The organism is bacterium SCSIO 12844 (genome assembly GCA_024397935.1).
In the GTDB taxonomy this organism is placed as follows: Bacteria; Pseudomonadota; Gammaproteobacteria; order Francisellales; family Francisellaceae; genus M0027.
On the sequence record CP073743.1, the window covers coordinates 2,586,522 to 2,611,911 of the forward strand.

At 32.5% G+C, this 25,390-nt stretch carries 27 protein-coding genes and 1 tRNA gene; 16 read left to right on the forward strand and 12 right to left on the reverse strand.

The genetic code is table 11. From position 1 onward, the window contains the following. Positions 1-52: 52 nt before the first annotated feature. The 4 genes from KFE69_11625 to KFE69_11640 all read left to right on the forward strand — a co-directional run bounded on the left by KFE69_11625 (position 53) and on the right by KFE69_11640 (position 1,412). A tRNA-Val gene (locus KFE69_11625) sits at positions 53-129 on the forward strand. 214 nt (positions 130-343) lie between these two features. After that, on the forward strand, positions 344-703 hold the full coding sequence (locus KFE69_11630) for a hypothetical protein (GenBank protein UTW42129.1): 360 nt from the start codon (positions 344-346) through the stop codon (positions 701-703). Between the two features lie 104 nt (positions 704-807). Next, complete coding sequence (locus tag KFE69_11635; GenBank protein ID UTW42130.1) at positions 808-1,122, forward strand: hypothetical protein; 315 nt, start codon at positions 808-810, stop codon at positions 1,120-1,122. Beyond that, positions 1,122-1,412 carry a helix-turn-helix domain-containing protein gene (locus KFE69_11640; GenBank protein ID UTW42131.1) on the forward strand — a complete coding sequence of 97 codons (291 nt, stop codon included), beginning with the start codon at positions 1,122-1,124 and terminating at the stop codon, positions 1,410-1,412. Before KFE69_11635 ends, KFE69_11640 begins: the two co-directional genes overlap by 1 nt. Positions 1,413-1,418: 6 nt before the next feature. On the opposite strand, the gene KFE69_11645 is transcribed toward KFE69_11640, so the two are convergent. Beyond that, positions 1,419-2,423 (reverse strand): agmatine deiminase family protein, encoded by a 1,005-nt coding sequence (locus tag KFE69_11645; GenBank protein UTW42132.1) that lies wholly within the window; start codon positions 2,421-2,423, stop codon positions 1,419-1,421. 262 nt (positions 2,424-2,685) lie between these two features. On the opposite strand from KFE69_11645, the gene KFE69_11650 reads away from it, so the two are divergent. After that, on the forward strand, positions 2,686-6,042 hold the full coding sequence (locus KFE69_11650) for a hypothetical protein (GenBank protein UTW42133.1): 3,357 nt from the start codon (positions 2,686-2,688) through the stop codon (positions 6,040-6,042). Between the two features lie 104 nt (positions 6,043-6,146). After that, positions 6,147-7,013 carry a class I SAM-dependent methyltransferase gene (locus KFE69_11655; protein ID UTW42134.1) on the forward strand — a complete coding sequence of 289 codons (867 nt, stop codon included), beginning with the start codon at positions 6,147-6,149 and terminating at the stop codon, positions 7,011-7,013. 101 nt (positions 7,014-7,114) lie between these two features. Here KFE69_11655 and KFE69_11660 read toward each other — a convergent pair whose 3' ends face one another. Together KFE69_11660 and nhaA are read right to left on the reverse strand one after the other, a co-directional pair. Continuing rightward, positions 7,115-8,371 carry a serine hydroxymethyltransferase gene (locus KFE69_11660; protein UTW42135.1) on the reverse strand — a complete coding sequence of 419 codons (1,257 nt, stop codon included), beginning with the start codon at positions 8,369-8,371 and terminating at the stop codon, positions 7,115-7,117. A gap of 143 nt (positions 8,372-8,514) precedes the next feature. Then, positions 8,515-9,882, reverse strand: coding sequence for a Na+/H+ antiporter NhaA (gene nhaA / locus KFE69_11665; GenBank protein UTW42136.1), 1,368 nt, complete (start codon positions 9,880-9,882; stop codon positions 8,515-8,517). A gap of 122 nt (positions 9,883-10,004) precedes the next feature. On the opposite strand from nhaA, the gene KFE69_11670 reads away from it, so the two are divergent. Then, a complete protein-coding gene (locus tag KFE69_11670) occupies positions 10,005-10,523 on the forward strand; it encodes a DUF615 domain-containing protein (protein ID UTW42137.1) in 519 nt (172 codons plus the stop codon). Here the strand turns inward: KFE69_11670 and KFE69_11675 are convergent. Continuing rightward, the gene (locus tag KFE69_11675; GenBank protein UTW42138.1) at positions 10,515-10,772 is read right to left on the reverse strand and encodes a succinate dehydrogenase assembly factor 2; all 258 of its coding nucleotides are present in this window, start codon (positions 10,770-10,772) and stop codon (positions 10,515-10,517) included. The two genes, KFE69_11670 and KFE69_11675, sit on opposite strands and share 9 nt — an antisense overlap. Before the next feature lie 211 nt (positions 10,773-10,983). On the opposite strand from KFE69_11675, the gene KFE69_11680 reads away from it, so the two are divergent. From KFE69_11680 to KFE69_11705, 6 genes are all read left to right on the forward strand, one after another. Then, on the forward strand, positions 10,984-11,664 hold the full coding sequence (locus KFE69_11680; protein UTW42139.1) for a DNA-binding protein: 681 nt from the start codon (positions 10,984-10,986) through the stop codon (positions 11,662-11,664). A gap of 80 nt (positions 11,665-11,744) precedes the next feature. Beyond that, entirely contained in the window at positions 11,745-12,467 is a 723-nt protein-coding gene (locus KFE69_11685; protein UTW42140.1) for a TVP38/TMEM64 family protein, read from the forward strand. Next, positions 12,448-13,869: an FAD-dependent oxidoreductase gene (locus KFE69_11690; GenBank protein ID UTW42141.1), complete on the forward strand. Its 1,422-nt coding sequence runs from the start codon at positions 12,448-12,450 to the stop codon at positions 13,867-13,869. The genes KFE69_11685 and KFE69_11690 overlap by 20 nt, the downstream gene beginning before the upstream one ends. Before the next feature lie 14 nt (positions 13,870-13,883). Next, positions 13,884-14,576, forward strand: coding sequence for a metal-dependent hydrolase (locus KFE69_11695; GenBank protein UTW42142.1), 693 nt, complete (start codon positions 13,884-13,886; stop codon positions 14,574-14,576). Between the two features lie 42 nt (positions 14,577-14,618). Beyond that, a complete protein-coding gene (locus KFE69_11700; GenBank protein UTW42143.1) occupies positions 14,619-14,870 on the forward strand; it encodes a hypothetical protein in 252 nt (83 codons plus the stop codon). Between the two features lie 73 nt (positions 14,871-14,943). Continuing rightward, entirely contained in the window at positions 14,944-15,669 is a 726-nt protein-coding gene (locus tag KFE69_11705) for a hypothetical protein (protein ID UTW42144.1), read from the forward strand. 105 nt (positions 15,670-15,774) lie between these two features. Here the strand turns inward: KFE69_11705 and rlmB are convergent, their stop codons facing one another. The 4 genes from rlmB to hldE form a co-directional block, all read right to left on the reverse strand. Then, entirely contained in the window at positions 15,775-16,521 is a 747-nt protein-coding gene (gene rlmB / locus KFE69_11710) for a 23S rRNA (guanosine(2251)-2'-O)-methyltransferase RlmB (protein ID UTW42145.1), read from the reverse strand. Positions 16,522-16,566: 45 nt separating this feature from the next. After that, entirely contained in the window at positions 16,567-17,037 is a 471-nt protein-coding gene (locus KFE69_11715) for a hypothetical protein (GenBank protein UTW42146.1), read from the reverse strand. Between the two features lie 101 nt (positions 17,038-17,138). Further along, on the reverse strand, positions 17,139-18,500 hold the full coding sequence (gene mpl / locus KFE69_11720) for a UDP-N-acetylmuramate:L-alanyl-gamma-D-glutamyl-meso-diaminopimelate ligase (protein UTW42147.1): 1,362 nt from the start codon (positions 18,498-18,500) through the stop codon (positions 17,139-17,141). Between the two features lie 2 nt (positions 18,501-18,502). Continuing rightward, positions 18,503-19,921 (reverse strand): bifunctional D-glycero-beta-D-manno-heptose-7-phosphate kinase/D-glycero-beta-D-manno-heptose 1-phosphate adenylyltransferase HldE, encoded by a 1,419-nt coding sequence (gene hldE, locus KFE69_11725; protein UTW42148.1) that lies wholly within the window; start codon positions 19,919-19,921, stop codon positions 18,503-18,505. Positions 19,922-20,043: 122 nt separating this feature from the next. Between hldE and KFE69_11730 the strand changes: the two genes are divergently transcribed. Both KFE69_11730 and mutM read left to right on the forward strand, forming a co-directional pair. Further along, complete coding sequence (locus tag KFE69_11730) at positions 20,044-20,754, forward strand: UDP-2,3-diacylglucosamine diphosphatase (protein UTW42149.1); 711 nt, start codon at positions 20,044-20,046, stop codon at positions 20,752-20,754. Continuing rightward, positions 20,747-21,559 (forward strand): bifunctional DNA-formamidopyrimidine glycosylase/DNA-(apurinic or apyrimidinic site) lyase, encoded by an 813-nt coding sequence (gene mutM, locus KFE69_11735; GenBank protein ID UTW42150.1) that lies wholly within the window; start codon positions 20,747-20,749, stop codon positions 21,557-21,559. The genes KFE69_11730 and mutM overlap by 8 nt, the downstream gene beginning before the upstream one ends. A gap of 1 nt (position 21,560) precedes the next feature. Here mutM and ruvA read toward each other — a convergent pair whose 3' ends face one another. Genes ruvA through KFE69_11750 form a run of 3 tightly spaced genes read right to left on the reverse strand, consistent with a single transcriptional unit; the run spans position 21,561 to position 23,463 of the window. Continuing rightward, on the reverse strand, positions 21,561-22,199 hold the full coding sequence (gene ruvA / locus KFE69_11740) for a Holliday junction branch migration protein RuvA (protein UTW42151.1): 639 nt from the start codon (positions 22,197-22,199) through the stop codon (positions 21,561-21,563). Continuing rightward, positions 22,196-22,717, reverse strand: coding sequence for a crossover junction endodeoxyribonuclease RuvC (ruvC, locus tag KFE69_11745; protein UTW44067.1), 522 nt, complete (start codon positions 22,715-22,717; stop codon positions 22,196-22,198). The genes ruvA and ruvC overlap by 4 nt, the downstream gene beginning before the upstream one ends. Continuing rightward, positions 22,717-23,463 carry a YebC/PmpR family DNA-binding transcriptional regulator gene (locus KFE69_11750; GenBank protein ID UTW42152.1) on the reverse strand — a complete coding sequence of 249 codons (747 nt, stop codon included), beginning with the start codon at positions 23,461-23,463 and terminating at the stop codon, positions 22,717-22,719. Before KFE69_11750 ends, ruvC begins: the two co-directional genes overlap by 1 nt. A gap of 145 nt (positions 23,464-23,608) precedes the next feature. Here KFE69_11750 and KFE69_11755 point away from each other — a divergent pair, with 145 nt between their 5' ends. Beyond that, entirely contained in the window at positions 23,609-24,052 is a 444-nt protein-coding gene (locus tag KFE69_11755) for a CBS domain-containing protein (GenBank protein UTW42153.1), read from the forward strand. Between the two features lie 7 nt (positions 24,053-24,059). Here KFE69_11755 and KFE69_11760 read toward each other — a convergent pair whose 3' ends face one another. Further along, on the reverse strand, positions 24,060-25,388 hold the full coding sequence (locus KFE69_11760; protein ID UTW42154.1) for a hypothetical protein: 1,329 nt from the start codon (positions 25,386-25,388) through the stop codon (positions 24,060-24,062). Between the last annotated feature and the right edge of the window lie 2 nt (positions 25,389-25,390).

The following is a 25,390-nucleotide window of genomic DNA, read 5'->3' on the forward strand; positions in this document are numbered from 1 at the left end:
AAAATTCACTTGATTTCACAATAAAAATCGATAACATAAGGAGCTAGCTTGAAGTCGCGTAGCTCAGTTGGTTAGAGCACCACCTTGACATGGTGGGGGTCGTTGGTTCGAATCCAATCGCGACTACCATTTTTTTATTTTTCAATGAATTACAAAACCACAAATCATAATAAACCATACATAGTTACCCGCCGGATGGCCTATGGGGTGGTTTAGCTAAAGACTTTCTAACTTCCTTTTACAAACTAATTAATACCTTCTAAATAGCTACAATGTAGATATTTTTTGAATAACTTTAACTATAACAAATAATAGTATCAAATATATTTCAGAGATATGGAACATGGAAGAAACTAATGCAAATAACCTGCTGAATCAAATTAAAGACCAATATCCAGATTATCCAGAGCTTTATAACCTTATTGATTACATGCTTTATTGTAAAGAGAGAAGCATTCTCTTCAGTCTGAATGAAGAATTACAATGCCTTGATCCTACTATAGATAGCTTAACGGCATTAAATAAAAGCGAAATTGAAAACTTTATAAGTAATACTACTGATTCAAGTTTAGATACACTAAAAACAATTATAGAAAAACTTTTTGAATACGTAGAAAATAATAATATATTTTCTTATGATTCTATCTTATATACTGCTATTTTTAATTGCGCTAACAATCAGAAAAATACTAAAACTGCGTAAATAGCTAAAAATTAATAGCAAACAAACGGCCAACAGTGCGCCATTGACTTACTTTAAACTATACTGTATATTTATTATAGGGTTATAAGACTCGGATAATAACATTGATTTTTATTGAAACCGACATTTTTACTGAAGATTTGAAAGACTTACTTAGTGATGATGAATACTCAGATTTTCAAATGTATTTAGCAGAAAACCCACTAGCAGGTGATGTAATACAACAAACTAGCGGATTACGAAAAGTTAGATGGGCTATACAAGGTAGAGGCAAGCGTGGAGGTATTAGAGTTATATATTACTATGTCTTACCTGACTCACAAATTAGATTACTGTTAATCTATAAAAAAGGTAAAAAAGATGATCTAACGCTAGAGCAAAAAAAGATATTAAGGCAGTTAAATGAGAGGTGGCTGTGATGGAAGATAAACTTTTTAATCGATTGGTTGAAAGTATGCAACAAATGACTGAAATTATTGATGGCGAACGTTCACCATCTCGTGAATTTATAGTTGATGCAATGAAGGTTAAAGAAATACGCAATAAAACTGGGTTATCTCAGGCAAAATTTTCAAAACTTATTGATGTTAAATTAGCAACATTAAGAAATTGGGAACAAGGCCGTAGAGAACCCACTGGGCCTGCTAAAGCCCTACTCAAAGCAATATCCAATGACCCTAAACACGTTTTAACTGCATTATCAAAATAATATTGATTATCTACTTTCTTTATTAACCTTCCCACTATACACCAATAACTTACTAGCATTCTCACCATTTAATTGTAATGACATACAGCGTACACCACCCCCCATTTTACAAACCTGTGATGATAAAACAGGAATTACTTTTTTAGAAGTTAACGCTTGAACCTGTTTTAGTGCAATGGCATCTTCTGCAATACCAAACTGAGGTAAATAAATATGATCCTTAGTAACTAGCATATTGGTATATAAGCCACAAGCAGAACCAAAGCGACTATCATAAATATCACTACCATCATAAGGTGTCATAATTTCATGAATTTCGACTCCTGGCAAAGCGTTTTGTAAATCTGATTTTAATTCTTTCGAATAGGCTTTATCCTCTGGGTAGGCATTAATAACCAATACATTATTCTCAACAAAGCTTACAATACCATCGGCATGTTCAAGCCCCACTTGTTCATCAGCTTCTATAAAGGCTATATTTTTTAACCCCATTAAGCTTTTAAGCTCTTTTCTGGCTTCTTTTTCTGATAAATGATTATCTCTTAAGAATTTTCTACTTATTACCGCATTACCTATTTCATCACTGACAAAATTGCCACCATCATTTAATAAATCTGTTTTAGTAAAAGATAACTTTGCTTTTTTTGCTAATGCTAGAAAATTATCTTGTACTTCATCTGCTTGGGCTTGTCCTTCTATACCACTGCCCTGACCTTCAGCAGTATAACGAAACATGACTGGATGTAATGGATTAACAATCGTAAAATCACGCATCCAAATATCATCCATTGGATAAAGTAAAATATGTTTTGAATCAAGCGATGCATGATAACGTGAATAATTTTTACGATCACTTAAAATTAAGACATCATCACCATTAGCGATAATTTTTTTTGCATAATTTATTTGAAAATCAATAATATTTTCTTCAACATCATGATAATAGTCATCGTTACTAACAGGTGCTGCTAAAACGATTAATTCAGCAGTATAAGCGTTTGATAAAACCATAAAAGCTATTCCAAATAGTAGATAACTAAACCATTTAAATATACAACCATAACGCATGATTAGTCTCCATTTATTCTTAATTTACCCTTTCCATAGAGTAATCTCAATTACAGCATACTCATGCGCACAAAGCCAAACTTCAATTTTAACCAATACGTTATATCATATTTCTTTTATTTGTTTTATTGAATTTATTATAGTACAATTTACTCAAACAAAATAATCAAAATTTAAACTATCTCTACAATTCAAGGTGGGTTGCATGATTAGTATCGCAATTAATAAAGCATTAGGTTATAAGCCAAGTGCAGGACTTTGTTTTAGTCATGCTACACTTGCAGGACTAGCCAATGCTAGAGGTCCTGATGAATTTGCAACTTATATAAAACGGCGAGAATTACTCAGACATCCTTCTTTTGAAGACGCTTATACTACAGTCAAACAAATAGCATATGAAGCAGGATTTAATTCAATAGATGAATTTAAACAAATCTATACAGATGCTATGAAAAACCCTAAAGTACCTGAAAATGAAAGATTTCTTCGACAAATAGAACCCATTCAAGCTAAATACCTAGTCAATGCCATTTCAATCGCTGAGAAAAAACGCTTAGACCATGAAGACTTAACAGAACAAGATAAAATTTTATTATCAATTCGACCATTTTTCGATAGCGTCTCATTATATATGCATTTGTTTGAGCATGATGATTTAGATATAGTAACCAATTTAGAACCTCTACAAAATAAACAAAATATTACCCAAGCTAATGCAATTTTAAATGAAAGTAACGGCCACCCTATCAGTGATCCAAAAAATGACCATTCAAATCCAAAGGACTTTGGAATATACATACAAGCTGAATATATAGAACTATTTACCAAAAATACGCTTAAACAATTTCTAACTGATAATCTTAGGGCTGGCTTATCGTTTAATTTCTATTGTGCAGGCCATGCAATTAACGTAGGCTTTAATGGAAACACATATTATGTTATTAACCATGATAAAGAAATTTTAAGTGATCATATAGATGATATTTTACCATCGATTATGGCTGATCGGGCAATGTTTGAAAATGAACAAGGTGAAATTATTGTTTATGCCCAACTCTTAGGGGCTGAAAAGCCAAATTATATTCAAAAGCCTATTCCTAACCATCACAATATTAACGACTTAAAAAAAGAAACCCAAGTAGGAAAATTACTGAACCTTGCTTTTCGCTATGGAAATATTGAAGCAATACAAAGATATATAAATCTTATAAAACATTCTGACACTATAAGCCTAAATGAAAAACAAGAATTATTTCTATCTAAAGTACATAAAAACCCTGTAATATTAGGGTATAGAAACTGTTCTAAATTTAAAGGATTTAGTGGACTTTCCTACGCCCTTGGTAGAGAACATGAAGATGCTATTAGATTATTTATTCATGAAATTAAAAACTTTAATTTTTCTGAAGATGAAATTGAGGAGATTTTATTAGACTATGATCCCAATGGACTTCCTAAACTACATCATCTTATTCTATCTAATTACCAAAAATCGATTCATGCATTTATAAGTGCTTTAGCTGATATACAACTACCGAATCATCACAACAAAAACATTCTTTTAGCCTATGATAAAAATAAAATACCTGTACTACATTTTGCCTTTCTAAAAAATCGTCATCATATTATTAAACTATTTGTGAAAGGTATCGATCAATTTCCATCTGAAAATCTTAGTGATGAAGATAAAAAAGAGATTCTTTTAGCTAAAAATTCTATGGGAAAATCAGGATTACACCATGCTTTAGAAAATGAAAATATAAATACAATTGAATCATTTATATCTAGCATTAGTGAGATAAATTCATCTGATGCAATCAAGTTAGACATTCTTTTAGCATTCGATGGTAATATGCCAGGCCTTTATAAAGCCATTCAAAAAAATTATATACAGTCAGTTGATACCTATATAAAAAGTTTAAGTACACAAAATCTTTCAACTGAAATAAAAAAACAAATTATCTTAACAAATATTTATGCTGCAATTGAAGATAATAATTCCAGTTCTGTTATTAAATTACTTAATCTTTCAAAACAATTATTACCCAATTTACATGAAACACAAAGAGAGATTATTCTAAATACACTAAATTGCGCTTGTCAAAGAGGTAAAATTCAAACAATTACTGAATCATTAGCAATAATTCAAGCATCTAATCTATTTAGTAATACTGAAATAACAAATCTCTACTCTCAATATCTAGAACTAGGTATAAAGGAAGGGAATTTTAATATTGTCTCTCCTATTATACAATTTATAAGTCATTCTGAGTTATTTAAACAGAAAGAAGATATATTTAATCATATTTTAATCACAGCAATTGAACATAACCACATTAACATTATCGATTTATTACTTAGAACTTTAAATTGTTCAAATCTATCTAGTCCAGATAAAAAAGAGATTTACTCTAATACCTTAGAGCTAAGCATTAAAACAAATAAGCTTACAATTTGTAAATTACTACTAACATCATTAAATCAATCTATGCTATCTGATAATGAGAAAAAATCTATTTATAGCAATTTACTTTATAAGAACTTACCTATCATTACCCCAAAAATGCTAAGCATTATTTTTGATGTGCTTTGTCAATCAAGTCTACCTAATATTATTAATTTTCATTTACAAATACTAGAAACGGTGATTGATACAAATAGTCTCTTACTATTTGATATTACAATTAGCGCATTACACACGCTAAATCTTCCTAAAAGGAATTTATTTGATCTATATGCTAATAGCCTAAAAGCTATAATTAATTTTGAAAATATCCAATTGATCAATAAATTAATTAATAAGCTTAAGCATATAGATTTTGAGAGTTTTGAAAATAACAAAATAGCACTTTATAATGACCTATTCAAGCTAGCCGTTGATAAAAATAATCATAATATTATCAATATGCTATTAGATGATTTAAAAGACTCAAAATTAACAAAAGCTGCTCGGTTAAAAATAATTAATAATCTATTTAAAGTTGCTTGTGATAACTCAAACATCGTGTTAGTTGAACTATTAATAAATAAACTTAATCTATTTGAATTTACTCTGAATGATTTAACGTCACTATATAGTAATCTATTAGAGGAGAATATAAACTCAGTTATCACCCCTATTTTATTAAGTACTACAATCATAAGTGATCAGGCAAAAATACCGATTATTTGTCGAATTTATAATGCTCACCAAGATAATAAAGTAAAAGACAACTTAATCATTCAGTCTAATTTATTCGGTGATTCATTAGCTAAGCTATATACACTCTATAATAAACTCTGTGAAAGTCTACAAAATGACCTATTTAAGGTAATTGATTTTGGTGACTGCCCAGTAATTAATTTTAAAGGCCAACATAAAAAAGTACCTCATGGCATAGAAGAAATCTGGAGTAAATTAGTTGATAAAAGTGGTAATTTTAAATTATCCACACCTGAGGAGCTAAATAACACATTGAATTTCATTAAAGCATTAGGTGCTGAAAAATCTAATCGAACTTTAAGTATATTTTACACTTACCCAAAAACAACAGAGTTTTACCAACAAACTGCTAACCTATAAATAATCATTTAGATTGATTTTCCTATTAATGTCTAGTTGTATTTTCAGTTAAAATTATTAACAATAAGCCATATTACAACTTATCGTATTTAAATTTGCTTTAAATGAATAATAAGCTCAATAACAATCAAGATCCCGCTCCAATAGATTGGAATGCAATATCATTACCCGATAGCTGGAGTGATCAGTATAGGCTTTCTAATCCGCTTAGTTTATGTAAAGTTTTATCAATGATGGTGAAGAAAAAAAAACGCCAAAAGGTTCAATTACCTGACAAACTCGTTGGCAAAGATATTATACCAACCTATGCTCAACAAGAGTTTCATAACCTACCTAATGGTAATTATTCCAATACTTTAGCAACAGGTTATATCAAAGGGTTTGATATAGCAATGCTTGGCAAAATGAAACAATCAAGAAAACAAATTGCTCAAGCACTTAAATCTTGTCAAAGTGTTTTGGATATCGGCTGTGGTGGCGCTAGAACAACACAATCTATTTTTGAATCAGGTGTTAATGATATATGGGGGATTGATATTAGTCCCTATTTACTTAAACAAGCAGCCATAAATAATCCAGGTATTAAGTTTATTCATGCAAAAGCTGAAGATTTACCCTTTCGAGATGAACGCTTTGATGGTATTTCATGTTGTTATGTATTACATGAAATTCCACCTAAATATATCAGCCAAGCTTTAGATGAAATTCATCGAGTTTTAAAACCAAGTGGTTTATGCATCTTTGTTGAACCATCGCCTATCCACTATTATGGTCAATACTGGAAATTATTCAAACAATATGGATTTAAGGGAGCTTACTTTCGATTTCTATCACATTTTGTTTATGAGCCATTTGTCAAAAGCTGGCATAAATTAGATTTTGAATCATTATTAGTGAATAAATCATTTGATATTATTGAAACGATTAAAGAGACACCCAATTATTTATGGGTGGTTAGGAAAAAGGGTTAAAATAATATTTATTTAAACTGAAATACTAACAACATAAAAACATTTCAAACAAGACGCGATAAAGTCGCGTCTCTACAAATTATTAACCTATAAAGCAATCATTAATGATAAACTGGGAATTTTTCACAAAGTGTTAATACATTTTGCTTCACTTCCATCAACTTATCTTCATTTTCTAAGTTATCTAAAATATCACACATCCAATTTGTCATTAATTCGACTTCATCTTCTTTAAAACCACGCGTTGTAATTGCAGGTGTTCCCACACGTAATCCAGAAGTAACAAATGGAGAGCGCTGCTCATTGGGGACGGTATTTTTATTCACTGTGATATTCGCTCGACCTAATGCGGCTTCTGCTTCTTTTCCTGTAATACCTTTGTCCGTTAAATCAATTAAGCATAAATGATTTTCAGTACCACCAGAGACAACTTGATAACCACGTGATTTTAATACCTCAACCATTTTTTTGGCATTATGCATTACTTGTTGTTGATAGTCTTTAAACTCAGGCGATAATGCTTCTTTAAATGCAACAGCTTTTGCTGCGATCACATGCATTAATGGCCCACCTTGTGTACCAGGAAATACAACAGAATTTAATTTCTTCTCAATTTCAGGATTGCTTTTTGCTAAGATTAACCCACCTCTTGGACCACGTAACGTTTTATGTGTTGTTGTAGTGACAACATCAGCAACAGGTACAGGATTCGGATAAAGACCAGCTGCAATTAAACCTGCAACATGTGCCATATCTACCATTAAGTAAGCACCAACTGAATCTGCAATCTCTCTAAATTTTTGCCAATCAGCGACACCTGAAAATGCTGAGAATCCAGCAATAATTAGCTTTGGTTGATGTTCTTTGGCTAAACGCTCAACTTCTTTATAGTCAATATCACCTGTCTCTAAATCAAGGCCATATTGAATGGCATTAAATAACTTGCCTGAAAAATTAACCTTAGAGCCATGGGTTAAGTGACCACCATGAGGTAAGCCCATACCTAAAATCGTATCGCCTGGGCTAATAAGTGCTAACATTGCAGCTTGGTTTGCTTGTGAACCTGAATGAGGTTGAACATTAACATAATCTGCACCAAAAAGTTCTTTTGCACGTTCAACTGCTAACTCTTCAGCTACATCAACATACTCACAACCACCATAGTAACGCTTTCTTGCATAACCTTCTGCATATTTATTCGTTAAAACAGAACCTTGTGCTTCCATAACATTTTTTGATGCATAATTTTCTGATGCAATTAACTCAATATGCTCTTCTTGACGGCGCTTTTCCAATTCAATAGCTTCATATAATTCACGATCATACATTGCAAGTGACTCCTTTGGTTTAGAAAACATAATATTGGTCTCCCAATTCAAATCTTAATAGCTTAAACATTATTGATAATATGCAAACCAAGTACAAGTATTAGTCGTAAGCTTTTATTAAATTAACGATTAATCAGATATATAGTTAAATAAAATGATTATCAACGCACCGTTTATGCTGCAACTGCTCTTGTTTTATGTTTTGGAAAGCATAGCCATAATAACAAAAATCCTACTATGGCACAAATCACTGACGCACCAAGAATTCCCATTTTAGCTTCAACCATCAACTGTGCATTTTGACCAAAGCTTAATTCAGCAACAAAAATTGACATGGTAAAACCAATACCCAAAAGAATACTCAAAGGAAGAAAGTATATTAATTTCATACCTTCAGGTAACTTAGCAATTTTTAAAAATACACATAAACTGACTATAAAAAATATCCCCAATGACTTACCTAAAACTAAGCCTAAACCAACACCTAAGGTTAATGGTGAACTTAAAAGCTCAGCATAATCGATACCACCGAGCGCAACACCCGCATTGGTTAATATAAATATAGGTACAATATAATACATTACAGGTACATGTAGCTTATGTTCAAGCTTTTCTAATGGTGTTTCATAATAAGTTACAGCTTTTTCTAAGGCATTTAAAATTGCATGTGAGCTTTCAACAAAAGCCTCACCTGTTTTTTCCCTTAAGCCATTAAATTTACAAGTTAAATGCTCTAAGACCTTTTGTACTTCTTCGGGGTTATAAATATCTTTAGCTGGTACTGCTAAGGCAACTAAAACACCTGCAATCGTTGCATGAACACCACCATATAATAAGGCATACCATAATACTGCACCAACTAATAGATAAGGCCAGATATGTCGAACATTAGCACGATTTAAAATAAACAAAATAATCATCATGGCAAATGCTAGCCCTAAATAACCCCAAGCTAATGTTTGCGTATAAAATATAGCGATAATGATCACAGCTAAAATATCATCAACAACTGCAGCAGCAGAGACAAAAATAAACATAGGTTTTGGTATTCGTGAACCTAATAGCGCCATTACACCTAAAACAAATGCTAGATCTGTCGTCATAGGAATCGCCCAGCCAACCAAGGTTTCATGACCATAATTAATCCAAACATAAATCAAAGCTGGCACAACCATACCACCAATGGCAGCAACAATAGGCAATAGTGCTTTTGACAATGTTTTTAACTCTCCGGCAACGATTTCACGTTTTACTTCTAAGCCAACAAGTAAAAAGAAAAATGCCATTAAGCCATCGTTAATCCAATGACTAATTGTTTTTTTCAATGAGAATGTACCGATACTAATACCTGCAATTGCTTTTTGCATATCAAAATAACTTGCTTGATACTGTGTATTTGCCCAAATCATTGCCAAAATTGCGCAAATAAATAAAATCACAGCACCAGCAACTTGGCTTCGAGTAAATGACTCAAATACATCTTTAACTTTTAATAACTTTTTAAGCCTAGATATACCGTTACTTGTTTTGTATGCCTGCATAAGCTCTACTCTCATTAATTTGACTTAAGATAACTCAAGTCTACCAACAAGCCTGTTTTATTTCAGTAAGTTTTGCTATCCTAGGCATAAGAAAAATTTAAAAATATAATTTAATAATTCCAATGAAAGAAAATAACTCTATTGATGAAGAAATTAAAAGCAAAACACAAGTTAAGAAAGAATTACTTGAAATTACAAAAGTAGGTGAACAACTGATTGCTCAATCAACTACAGTTCTCAGTCGCCTACCCTTAAATAATGAAATTAAAAATGCCATTTTGGATGCGAAAAAGATGAAAAAAATCGCACTAAAAAGACAAATTGGCTATATTGGAAAATTACTCAGAAATAGTAATTTTGATGAAATTAATGCCGCTTGGCAAATTATTCAAGCAGAAAACCAACTAGGTAATCAACGATTTAAACAAATTGAAGCCGTCAGAGACAAGCTAATTAATGATCAAACAAAACAAGCACTTGAAGCTTTTTTTAATCAATATCCATTAGCAGATCGACAATTAATCCGTCAATTAGTCAAACGTGCTAGAATCGAAATTAATGAAAATAAAGAATCTAAAAAAGCTTACCGTGAGCTATTTCAGGCAATTAAAAATGTTATCGAAAAAGAAACTTCAGAATGAATTTTTCTTAGCTTCTAATATGATTTCAACCATTTTCTGATGTGCTTTATCAACTGGTTTTGACTGGATAAACCAACCAAAAAGCTCCTGATCCTCACAAGCTAATAATTGATGGAATGCATCCTTTTCTTTTTCTGTTGCGTTTAGATAATGATGTTCTACATAAGGTTTAAGTACTAAATCTAACTCTAACATGCCTCGACGAGCAGCCCAACGAATACGATCTAATTGTTTGTTTTCTTCTGACATAGATGCCTACTTTATATAAGTTATACGATTAATTTTTATTAACTCTATTATAACGGATATTTGACTGAATAAAATAAATTGCTATACTAGTTCGATAAACTTCAACTGAAGTACCTCCATGAGCGAAAAAAAAAGTATTAATCTTAAATTTTATAATTATTGAATTCAACCATGATAAATTCAGCTAAGTAACATTTAAAGGAGCAAATACATGGCACGTCCCGGTCTGACTTTTGAAGAAGTTCAAGAAGCCGCAGAAAAATTAATACAACAAGGTGAAAACCCAACAATTATGCGTATTCGTGAAACATTAGGTGGTAAAGGTAGCCCGAATACAATCAGCAAGTATCTAAAAGAGTGGAAAATGAAAACACAAGGTAAATCTACCACTATAGAATCAAGTCAAGAAATAGAAGCTACGCCAACTAAACCAACAGAAACGATAGAGACTGAGACGATGACACAAACACCTCACCAACCAAAAGCAACCTTTAGAATTGATACTTCAACAGATAAAAATATTCAAATGCTTGTTGCTCATGCCCAAGAATTTAGCCAAGAGATTTTAGCTTCAATGTCAAATGAGTGGGATAATATCTTAAATGAAAAAGATACTAATATTAAAATTAGACGCTTGCATGCAGCTTTAATCAAAGAACAATCAAGAAGAGAAGCAGCTGAGCAAATTGCACGAGAGACAAAAACCTACTCAGCAATGATCAAAGATCAAGTTAACCAAAGAATTCATGATGTTAAAGAATCACTAGAAGAGCAAATTACCTTTTTGAAAAATCAAATCAAATCATTGAAAAAAGAAGCTGAAGAGAATTTACTTTACTACCGTGAAAAATTAGATAACGCAAATAAAGCATTAGAGAATAAATTAAAATAAAATTAATTCACTACTAGGCTTTTTAGCTATTTCATCATAGAATCAATTGATTATCATTTTTAAAAGAGCTTGATTCTAGGATGAAACGCTTAAAAAAATTACTCCCTTTAATAATCTTAATTATTCTATTGGTTATTGCTTATTTTCTTGATTTACAAAAATATTTCTCCTTTAGTTACTTACAAGAACAACACGTAGCACTAGCTCAATGGACTGAAACGCATTTTCTTTTAGCTTCTATGATATTTTGTGTTTGTTATATTATTGCCGTTGCTATTTCTATTCCAGGTGCTTCATTTCTAACCATTACAGGTGGTTTTTTATTTGGTGTTGTATTGGGAAGCATTTATGTTGTCATTAGCGCAACGATTGGTGCTGTTATTATTTTTCTAGCAGCTAAAACAGCACTTGGTAGCTGGTTTGAGAAAAAAGCTTCCAGTTATAAACTCGATAAGTTTGCTCATGGGTTTGAAGAAAATGCGTTTAGCTATTTATTAGTATTAAGACTTGTACCATTATTTCCATTTTGGTTAGTTAATATTGTCCCTGCTTTATTTAATATTCGTACTTCTATCTATACACTATCTACTTTTTTAGGCATTATACCTGGTAGTATCGTCTATGTTTTAGTTGGTAATGGTATTTCTTCTGTTATTGCTGAAAATAAAACACCCAATTTTGGCATTATCTTTGAGCCTTATATCCTTGCGCCATTAATTGGCCTTGCTATTTTATCGCTAATACCTGTTGTTTATAAAAAGATTAAAGCTAGGAGTAAACTTAATGCCAACAAAGAAAGTTGATTTATGTATCATTGGTGCTGGTGCTGGTGGATTAAGTGTTGCAGCTGTCGCATCCCAACTTGGTGTTAATACAGTTTTAATTGAAAATCATAAAATGGGTGGTGATTGCCTTAACTATGGCTGCGTCCCATCCAAAGCACTATTAGCTGCAGCTAAAAAAGTTTACTCAATGAAACATGCAACTAAGCTTGGCGTGCATACAACAGGTATTGAAGTCAATTGGCAAGAAGTTAAAGCACACATTAAAGCTACCATTAAAACCATTGAGCCACATGACTCTAAAGAACGCTTCGAAGGTTTAGGTGTTGATGTAATATTTGGTAATCCAACCTTTATAGATGACAAAACCGTGACAGTTAATCAAGATGAAATCAAAACAAAATATTTTGTTATTGCCACAGGTTCCTCAGCAAGTATTGCACCTATTGAAGGCATCGATACTGTTGATTATTTAATTAATGAAACTATTTTTGATATTGATCACTTACCAGAGCATTTAATTACCATTGGCGCAGGCCCCATCGGTTGTGAATTATCGCAGGCGTTTAAACTATTAGGCAGTGAAGTAACCCTTATTGATATGGGTCTACTACTACCTAAAGATGATCATGAATTAACTGATATCATTCGCCAGCAGTTAATTAGTGATGGTATTAGACTATATGAAAAAACTAATATTATCTCTGTTAAAGAAGATGATAATAAAGAGATCATTGTCACCATTGATAAAGATAATCAAAAGAAAGAAATTAAAGGTAGTCATTTATTAATGGCAACTGGTCGAAAGGCGAATGTTGAAAAGCTTAAGCTTGAACAAGCAAATATTGAATACTCTAAAAAAGGCATTCCAGTTGATAAACGACTAAGAACAAATAAAAAACATATCTATGCAATTGGTGATGTGACAGGTGGATTACAGTTTACCCATATGGCAGGCTTTCATGCAGGTATTGTTATTCAAAATATGTTATTTAAATTACCTAAAAAGCATCTAACGAATGCAACGCCTTGGGTAACCTATACAGAACCAGAACTTGCGCATGTTGGCCCATTATTTTCAGAGCTTCAAAAACAAAACCCAGATATTAATATTATGTCACTTTCATTAAGCAATAATGATCGAGCACAAGCAGAAAAAGAAACCAATGGCAAAATTAAAGTTGCCGTTGATAAAAAAGGCCATATATTAGCAGCATCAATTGTCTCCCCTTGTGCTGGGGAAATGATTTATCCATGGATTATGGCTGTTAATGAAAATATGAAACTAAGTAGAATCACAAGTATAATTGCCCCTTATCCAAGCTGGGGTGATATTTCTAAACGCATTGCAGGAAACTACTATACGCCTTTATTATTCTCAAATAAAATGAAGAAATTAGTGCGTTTTCTTTTAAAATTTTAAGAAATGAGCAGTGTATGGCTAATTTTAATACCCACCTAAGTTCAAGTGTTTGTCTATCTTCAATCGCTTCTATTTGTTTTTATAATATTGATATGTTTTCGCTTCATCAAGCGATTAATCTTGCTATGATTGGCATTTTTTCAGGTTTTATTGCCGATATTGACTCTGATGATGACTATGCCAGTGAATTAATTTTTACATTGTTTGGATTTATTTGTGCCATTTTTATAGTATTAAATTTTACACTTCAGCAATATTCTATATTACTTAATCTAATTATTTTTATCGTTATTTACGCTAGCTTCCGTTATGGATTAACTCATCTAATACCGAGATTTACACAACGTAGAGGTGTGTTTCATTCGATTCCATTTGCTTTCGTTTTAGGCTTTGCAACGACATTGATTGCTGTTCATATGATTAAGGTAAGTATTGAAATTGCCTGGTTTGCCGGCCTATATGTTTTCTTTAATTATCTACTACATTTAATTTTAGATGAAATTTATGCCGTTGACTTAGCCAATAACAGTTATCGATCAGGTTATTTTTCATCCATTAAATTCATTAGTTTAAAGCCCTGGTGGCCTTATCTTATCTGCTATGTTTTAATTGCGATTATGATTTATTTTCTACCAAGCTTTAATTCTCTTATTAAAGGACCATTAGCATTGTCTAATTTTGAAGCTATCTGGTATCATTTAGTTTAATATATTAAGCATAATTTTATTGATCAATTAAATAGGTGAAAAATGGATGCATTCTACTCACAACTAACCAACTCTCTAAGTCATATCAGTATTGTTTTTGGTATTTTAACACTCATTGTCAATTTGATATTCTCTGCAGGTGTTGCTAAAGATATCGGTAATTTACACCAACGAGGTATTCCTACACAGTTTGTTCCTGGTTTTGCTTGGATTATTGCAACTTTAGCAATAGGAATTTGGGCAGCACTTATTTATTGGTTGATGCATCATTCATCTTTAGCTCGTAAATTCTAACTATATTATGCTTGTTGAAAGTAAATAGTATTTATAATCTATAGATAACATCAATCATCATTTATAATATCTAATGAAATCACAATTAGTTAATATTAAAAAAGATCATTCAACCAAAAACAAAAATCATCTATATAGTGTACTTTCTAAAGTCTTTGATGATGCGATAACTCTACCATTAATTGACCAATTATTAGATCAAAGCTGCTTTTTAAATCAAATTGAATTTTATTTTAATGATGATAATCAAGTTATCGGTTTTAATTCCTTTAGAACATTTAAATTAACTTTTAATTCAAAAACATATTATATCAGTAGAGGTTTTTCTAACATCGCAAAGGGTTTTAGGGGTAATAAAACAGCAGCTATTTTTGTTGCTAAATCAGTACTGAAAGTTAAATTTAAAACACTTTTTTCAAATAAAAAACACTATTTTTTCTTTATTGCTTCAGGTGTTGGTAATTTTTATTCATCATATAAATACCTCAATCAAAAGCTATTATACCCAAATATTTTTGCCTCTATAGAGAATGAGCACTACAAACAACTAGCTCAAACAGTCATACATCATTTCGATTATCAAATAACTGATAACAACCCAATTAAAATTAAAGATCCCTATGTGATTAAAGAGCGGCTTGATTTGAATTTTAATAATAAAACGTCTAAGGAAAAAGCAATATTAAGCTACTTTCAAAATCATTCTCAGTCATCTGAAAATTCATTAACTACTATGGTTTATATTAATTGGCAAATGATATTTTCAGTATGCCTAAGATATCTTAAAATAAAAATTTAATTCAAATCTCAAAGCATTACACAGATGTTAGTTTTGAACTTACAAGCCAATTAAGGCTAATTCCTCATTCAGCAGCTTTAATAGCTAATAACACTTGATACTAAATTAACCTACACTTAGACGCTGGCGATAAATCTCATAAAGTGTCACACCTGTAGCAACTGATACATTTAAACTTTCGACTTGACCTGCCATTGGCAGTTTAATTAAGTAATCACATTTTTTACGTGTTAATTGGCGTAATCCCTTACCTTCTGAACCCATCACGATCGCTAATGGTATCGTACAATCATGTGTATAAAGCGTATCTTCTGCTTCACCTGCTAAGCCCATAACCCAAACCCCCATTGCCTTTAATTGATCAATAAAGCGAGCTAGGTTTGTTACATAACTAACAGGAATCACTTCAGCTGCGCCTGAAGCTACTTTACTAACCGTTGCATTAATCGGTGCTGATTTATCTTTCGGCATGACAACGCAAGTTACTTTTGCCGCTTCTGCAGTCCTTAAACATGCACCTAAATTATGCGGATCAGTGATACTATCTAATATCAGTACTAAAGGCTTCTCATCTTTTTGAATTAAATCGAGTGCTTGTACTTCATCTAATAAATTATCACAAGGCTGACAGAGCATAACAATCCCTTGATGAATGCCACCTTCACTACGTAAATCTAACTGTTGGCGCTCAACAAATGAGTAATGTAGATTTCTCGCCTTTATGATATCTAATAATTCCGATAGCTTTGTACTGTCTTGCTTACCTGATTGGATTAATACTTGTTCTACTGATTCCGGAGCCGATTTTAAGCGACTTTTCGCTGCATGAATGCCATAAATAACTGATTTCATAATTGTGATCCAAAAATATCAACTGTCTTTTTTATAATGCTTAAATTAGCGTCTTTTTACTAGATAAAGACTACGAATAGGAATTTGAAAGTGATGTAACTGAATGATAATTTCATCAAGATAACCTTGGCATATTTGACGAATATCTGCTTCATGATATCCTTCTTCAAGCAATTGTTCTGCAAAATCATTAATATACTTAACGATCTCTTCTTTTATTTGATCAAGACGTTGCTGTGGGCTTAAAATATATGCATGACGATTTTTCGGCTTTGACCATGCATCATAGCGATCTTGTAAATATTCAGCAAACTCTTGAATTGATTGATGTAATACCGCTGAAGCCGTTGTTCCAATCTCATCCTGGCGCTTTAATTGTAGTAATGTTGCCTGTTTCTGTAGATAGACATCATCTTGATTGACTGTTTCTATTGGCATTTCTGTACAAGCACTGTCATGAGATAGCTCACTAATTCTTTTTCTACCAGCTAATGTCGCTTTTTTAACTCTTGACATGAATAATACCCTATGGATTCCCTCTATTAGCTCTCTAAAACCATTTTATCTTATATCTTAAATAATATCATAAATTCCCAAGCTACAGTAATTTTACAAGCTTAAAGCGACATTTTCTTAATTTTTTTATAAATATCATCAAAAGCACCATTACTCATAATCACAATATGACTTGGTTTTTTTATAATTTGCGGTAATTTATCCAATAAAGCATCAACACTATTAAAAACATCGCTTCGCTGCTGTGCGCCATTAATTAATTCATCCCATTTAAGCCCAACACCTTCAGGTTGAAATAACATTAAATGATCCGCATCTTGAAGTGCGTCAAATAGCTTTTGACCATGTACACCCATTTTCATTGTATTTGAACGAGGCTCTAATATAGCAATTAATTGATCATTACCTATATTAGCTTTGACTGCCTCTAACGTTGATTTAATGGCTGTTGGATGATGTGCAAAATCATCATAAACATAAACATTATCTTGAGTAACTATTTGCTCTAAGCGTCGTTTCACACCCTGAAAATTTGATAGTGCTTCTATTGCAACGACAGGCTCAATACCCACAGTTGATGCAACTGCAATTGCTGCTAAAGCATTATAAACATTATGACGCCCTAATAAATTCCACGTTAGTCGACCCTTGATTTTATTCTGATAATAAATATCAAAAACACTACCATCTGCCTCTAATAATTTTGCTTGCCAATTGCCAACAGATAACCCGAAAGTCATGACAGGACTCCATACGCCTTGAGCCAATACATCGGTAATTTCTTGATCATCTGCATTGATAATCAGTTGACCACACCCTGAAACACCACGCACCATATGATGAAATTGGCGTTTAATTTCATCTAAGTTTTTAAAAATATCGCCATGATCAAATTCTAAATTATTAATTACCGCAATCTCAGGATAATAATGGACAAACTTAGAACGCTTATCAAAAAAAGCTGTATCATATTCATCTGCTTCAATTACAAACCACTCTGAATCTGTTAGCCTTGCTGAAACATCATAATCATTAGCAACACCACCAATTAAAAACCCTGGATTTAAGTTCGCATGATCTAAAATTTTAACCACCATAGATGTCGTTGTTGTCTTGCCATGTGTACCAGAGATTGCAATGACGCGTTTATTGATTAATATTTTTTCATAAAGCCATTGAGCGCCTGACTTTAAAGGTACCTTTTGATTCATCATTGCTTCAATTATATCAACACCTCGTCTCATTGTATTACCAACAATGACTTCATCTGGTTTATAAATATCCAACTGTGCCTTGTCATAGCCTGAATAAATCTCAATGCCTTGACTTTCTAATAGAGGTCCCATTGGTGGATAGCTTGCTTTATCTGAGCCTGAAACTTGAAAGCCAAGCTGACGTGCTAACAATGCGAGTGACCCCATAAACGTACCACAAATACCTAAAATATGAACTTTTTTCTCCATTATCAAAGCCCTTCAGATTTGATTTTATTAATTATATTTGAGGTTGATAAGCCTTCTGTTAAACGAATTGTCTTCACTTGGCCACCATGTTTTAATACATGTTCATTGCCAGCAATTTCATGAATTTCATAATCAGCACCTTTAACTAAAACATCTGGTGATAATTCACTAATAATACGCTCTGGTGTCTCTTCTTTAAATGCGACAACCCAATCTACACATTCTAAAGCACTTAATAAAGCCATTCGCTCAGCTAGTGGTACAATTGGGCGTGATGGGCCTTTAAGGGTTTTTACTGACTCATCAGTATTAACGCCAACAATAAGTCGATCCCCCATTGCTTTTGCTTCTTTTAAATAATCGACATGGCCCTGATGCAAAATATCAAAACAACCATTGGTAAAAACAACTTTTTCACCTTGTAAATGTGCTTGATGCATGGCCGCTTTAATTTCACTTTCACTCAAAACACCAAAAGGGATTTGTGTTGATACATGTAATGCATGATATAATTCTGGCAATGTTAATGTTGCAGTTCCAAGCTTACCTACAACAACGCCAGCTGCCGTATTGGCAAACTTCATTGCTTCTTGATAACTATAACCAACAGATAATGCCATACCCATAACTGCAATTACTGTATCACCAGCACCTGTCACATCATAAACTTCTTTAGCATGTGTCGGGATGCTATAAGTTTTACCTGTATGATGAATGATCATCATACCTTTTTCACTGCGTGTGACTAATAGTGCTTCTAAATCTAATGTTTGAATTAAAGCTAAAGCTTTTGATTTTATTTCTTCTTCACTGTGACAAAATCCAACAACGGCTTCAAATTCTTTCATATTCGGTGTTATCATCGTAGCACCCTGATACTTTTCAAAATCAGTACCCTTAGGGTCAACTAAAATACGTACTTGATGATTTCGAGCTAATTGAATTAATGCTTGGGGATTACTTAATGTGCCTTTGCCATAGTCAGATAAAATAATTGCGCCAACTGACTGAATAACTGCTTCTACATGCTGAATTAATTTTATTTTATCTACCTGATGAAAACCTTCTTCGAAATCCATGCGAATCAATTGCTGGTTCTGCGATAAGACACGAAGTTTTGTGATCGTTGGTAATCCAGTTTCGACAAAGTGAGTATTAATTTGTTGTTCTTGTAATTTATTTTTAAGGCTTATTGCAGCTTCATCTTCACCTACACAACCACATAAATAAGCCTTGCCTGATAATGCAGCAATATTTAATGCCACATTACCTGCCCCACCTGCTCGCTCTTGTATTTTATTAACATGAATCACAGGTACTGGCGCCTCCGGTGAAATTCGCCTGGTTAGCCCTTCCCAATAACGATCTAGCATCACATCGCCAACTACCAAGACATTAGCATTTTCAAGTGTTAAACTCATTCTTAAGCCTTAAATTAAATGTTAGAATAACTTGATTTGAATCGATTTTACGTGAAAATAAGAAGAAGTTACACCCCCAACCATTCTTAAAAGAGAAGATAAACATAAAGATATATAAAAATATGAGCATTTACATTATTTCTGATTTACATCTAAAACAAAATGACCCTGAGGTCTTTAATCAGTTTAAACAATTTTTAAAGCAAATTTCGAATAATAAAAACACATTATATATCCTCGGTGATTTTTTCGAATACTGGGTTGGCGATGATGTAGAAGATCTATTTTCTCAATCGGTCATTGCCTTATTAAAATCTGCTACAGAGCATGGTTTATCAGTTTATTTTATGCATGGTAATCGTGACTTTCTTATTGGTGAAATATTTGCACATAAATGCGGCATTCAATTAATTGATGACCCCTTTTATCTACATTGGAAAAACCAATCGATTTGCTTAATGCATGGCGATTTATTATGTACCGATGATACAAGTTATTTACATTATCGAAAAATTGTACAGTCATCATGGTTTAAATGGTTTTTTCTAAACCTACCACTTAGATTGAGAAATAAAATGGCCAATAAAATGCGCATCAAAAGTAAAAATCGTAACCGCTATGAAATAAATTTTGATGCTACTGAAAAAGGCATTAATCATTATGCTAGAGAATGCCCTATTATCATCCATGGTCACACCCATAAATTAGCCATTCACAAACATGCCAATAAATTACGTTATGTTTTAGGTGACTGGCATAAAGATCAATATAGTTATATTCAAATCAATGATCATATAACATTATATAACTCTGGAGTTATGCAAAATGCCTGAATTACCTGAGGTTGAAACCGTACGAAATGGTCTTGCACCTAACCTTGAACATAATACGATTAAAGCTATTGATATCCACTTTCATACCTTAAGATACCCAATTCCAGAACTTAAGCACTTAGTTGGTCAAAGCGTTGAAAAAATTTACAGACGAAGCAAGTATCTTATATTTGAGTTTCATCATGGCAACTTACTGGCTCATTTAGGCATGAGTGGCATTTTTCGCCTCTATGATTTACCTGCACCACAAAAACTTAAACATGATCATCTTGAGTTTTATTTTGATGATTTTGTATTACGCTACCATGATCCAAGACGCTTTGGTGCAATACTTTGGAGTGATCAACCCATCGAACAGCATCAGCTAATTAAATCACTTGGCCCAGAACCATTATTAGATACATTCAATGTTAAATACTTGCAGTCAAAACTTAAAAAAACGAAAAAAGCGATCAAACTTGCAATTATGGATAGTCAAATTGTTTGTGGTGTCGGCAATATTTATGCTTCTGAAGCACTATTTAAAGCTAAAATTCACCCACAATTACCTGCCAATCAACTAACATTAGAACAATGTAAACTACTGATTGATTCAATTAAACAGATTCTCACATCTGCAATCAAACAAGGTGGCACAACACTTAAAGATTTTAAAAACTCCAACGGCAAGCCCGGTTACTTTGCACAGCAACTCTCTGTATATGCTCAAGATAAAAAAACTTGTCCTAACTGTAAAAGTACAATTGAAAAAATAACACTTGGGCAACGTAGTACTTTTTATTGCCCAACTTGCCAACAATTATAACTTAATGACGCATTAACTCTTTTAGTGCTGATTTAATTAATCCTTCCGTCGTATCAGCTTGATCTTTAATTTTAAAGATCACCTTTTGCGCTTCGCTTTTACGATAACCAAGTGCAATCAAAGCTTCTGTCGCCTCATTAGTTTTTCCAGATTCATTACCTATAGCTATTTGTGGTTGGTCTTTTGATGATGTATTTGAAGCCAATGCTGTATTAATCTCAGATAGTGATAGTGTAATTTGTGGAATCTTATCGCGCATCTCAACAATTAAGCGCTCTGCTGTTTTTTTGCCAATCCCAGGAATACTCACTAATAAAGCACTGTCATCACTTTCAATACAAGATAAAATCGTATTTGCATCCATCCCAGATAAAATAGCCAATGCCATTTTTGCACCAATACCATTGACTTTAATTAATTCCTGAAACAGCTTTCTATCTGTTTTACACTTAAAGCCATAAAGAAGGTGCGCATCTTCTCTAACAATTAAATGTGTATATAAGATGGTCTCATGATCTAATTCAGGTAATTGATAGATGGTTGTCATCGGTGCAAGTATTTCATAACCAACACCACCGACCTCAACTAATAATAAAGGTGCTTGCTTTTCAATTAAAATTCCTTTGATTCTTCCAATCATTCTCTTAATCGTCCTCTTACAATTTTTGATGCACCAGATAAATGCTTTAGTGATTGCGCCGTATGAAAGTGACAAATTGCAACTGCTAATGCATCTGCTGCATCCGCCTGTGGTTTTGCACTTAATTTTAAAAAACTCTGAACCATATGTTGCACTTGAGATTTTTGAGCTGCACCTTTACCTACAACGGCTTGTTTAATCTGTTTTGCTGAATACTCAGAAGTATCTAGCTTATGATGTGATAAAGCAACCAATGCAGCCCCTCGGGCTTGGCCTAATTTTAATGCTGCCTGAGGATTTTGAAACATAAAAATTTGCTCAATTGCAGCTTCATCTGGCCTATAAGCTTGAACAATTTGTGAAATACCATCAAAAACCTCATGCAAACGATCATGTTGTAACTCACTTTTGATACGAATACAACCGCTTGTAACATACTCACACTGTCGGCCAATCGCCTTAACAATACCAAAACCAGTTATCCTTGAACCTGGGTCTATCCCTAAAATTAACATAATTATTGTGCCAGTAATGCTAAAACATCCGCTGAAATCTCGGCATTACTATAAACATTTTGAACATCATCTAAGTCTTCTAATCTTTCAATCATGTTTAAGACTTTTTCAGCTGTATCTTTATCTAAATCCGCTTTGGTTGATGCAATCATCGTCACTTCTGCATTTTCTGCTTCAAAGCCTGCCTGATCTAGCGCATCTTTTACATCAGAGAAGTTATCCGCTGCTGTAATAACTTCAACACCATACTCATCTGATGTTACATCTTCTGCGCCTGCTTCTAGTGCAACTTCAATAATTTCATCTTCATTAACTTCTAAGCTAAAGCTAATAACACCTTGTTTAGAAAATAAATAACTAACTGAACCATCGGTGCCTAAATTACCACCTGCTTTTGTAAAGGCATGACGAACTTCTGCAACCGTACGATTACGATTATCAGTCATACAATCAACCATCAATGCAACACCACCTGGTCCATAACCTTCATAACGAATTTCTTCTAGTTGTGTTGTATCATCACCGCCTGCACCGCGCTTAATCGCTCGATCGATTGTATCACGCGTCATATTCTGACTTAATGCAGTCTGCACTGCTGCTCTTAATCGTGGATTTGCAGTTGGGTCATCACCACCCATTCTAGCAGCAACGGTTAATTCACGAATCAATTTGGTAAAAACTTTCCCTCGTTTGGCATCTTGAGCAGCTTTTCTATGTTTGATATTTGCCCATTTGCTATGTCCTGCCATGTAACCACCTGTTTTTCTATTAAATATTTTATTTGAATCTACGCTAATGGTTATTGTAGCAATCTTGCAAGCATTTGAAAACTCATCTAATCTTTCTAAAAAGTAAATTTAATTTTAACTCAATGATAAAAGGATTCGATGTATAATGGATACACCGCTTAAAGAAATATTAAATCCCAGTAAGAAAGTCTTTGTTGTCAATGCAGATGAAACATTATTAAAAGCAGCTCAAATTATGGCAGAGAATAATGTAGGCTCATTATTAGTCAATGATCATAATGGTGATTTTCAAGGTATTGTGACTGAACGTGATTTTGCCTTTAAAGTTGCAGCTAAATCAATTGATACAAAAACAACACTTGTTAAAGCAATTATGACACCTGATTTAATTACAATGAACTATAATGCTACTGCATATGATGCCTTTAAAGTAATGACACAAAAACGCATTCGCCACTTACCAATCTATGATGATAACCGTACATTTTTAGGTCTGTTATCTATTGGTGATCTAATCAAGCATATCAGTTCTCGTTATGCTGAAAAACATGAAGAAGTTGAGCACTTATATCAGTATATTAATCAATAAAATATTTTTATTCATTACCGCTGGGGCTTGGCAATATTGGTGTTGATTGAGAGGATAGATATGTTTTCTCCAAAAATGGGGTTGGTAACAAAAGCTCCTGCATTGATTGAGCTTCTGGTTTAATAGAGCGCCGCCATGTTGTTTCGACATGATGTTTACTTATTGTATTTTCATTTTCTTTCAGGCATTTATACAATGCCGAACTATTATTACTAGAGTATTGATCAATAACAGCTAATGTCTGATCAAATAGCATACTTAATAACTTTAATGATTTATCAGGCAAACTTAGGCTATCGGACGATAGGGTATCAATTAGTAATTTTTGGTATACAGTTGCGTATTGGTACATACATTCTCTTAAAAACTCAAATGGTGGAACCATTTTTTTTGTTGCTTTATATTTATCTGCTTGCAAAATATCGAATGAATCAATGAATTCTTTGAGGTCGTTGATATGCTTTTTCTCAAATTCTAAAAAGATTGAACTGTAATTTTCTAATGTATTCAATATGCTTGATAATAATTTTGTTTTTAATTGTGAAGTTAATTCAGCAAAAATCATTATCTCTTTAAAATCTATTGTTAAATAATTAGTTATATCAATTCCACTAGAATGATTTGAGTGCTTTAAGGCCAAAAGCAATTGTCTAAAACAGTGACTTTTCATTGCAATAAGTTTTGCATCGTGATCAATTAAAAGGCTATACTCAGGCAGCTGGGTTGTTAATTGAAATAGCTCTTTTAATTTGCTTAAGTCCTTTGAAAAGGCTTGATTATTAATAGACTCATAATCTCTCTTATGATTCTCAGATAAATATGGCAAATTTAAATATTTGTTAATAAAACTTTTTTCACTTTCTAAATAATATTTAGTTTCTACCAACCAAAGGTTTAACTGATGACTTTGTAATTTAAAATACCTCATAGCACTACTAATAAGGAGAAGATTACCGTAGAAGTTAGTATCAATACATTCAAGCATTTTGTTATGCATTTCTTCATTTTGAAAAATTTCTACAAATGCATTTAAAATATGTAGTAACTGATCAAAATTATGCTGAGGACCAGTTTTTGTTTTGGCAATTTCACTGATAATTAAAAATTTTAATTCTTTAAATTTAACCTCAAACAAATTAACTAAATCTTGTTGTATTGGATTTTCCATATAATTATTCAAATCAGTTAAACGGTTAACTGAAACCTTATAAATATGCTTTAAGTTACTTGAAAGAGCATCATGTCTTTTACTGTCAAAATCATTTAAATATTTTTCTACTAGAGACAATTTTTTAAACTTAGCATTGCCTTTATGAGTTGTTTTATTTCCATACATAT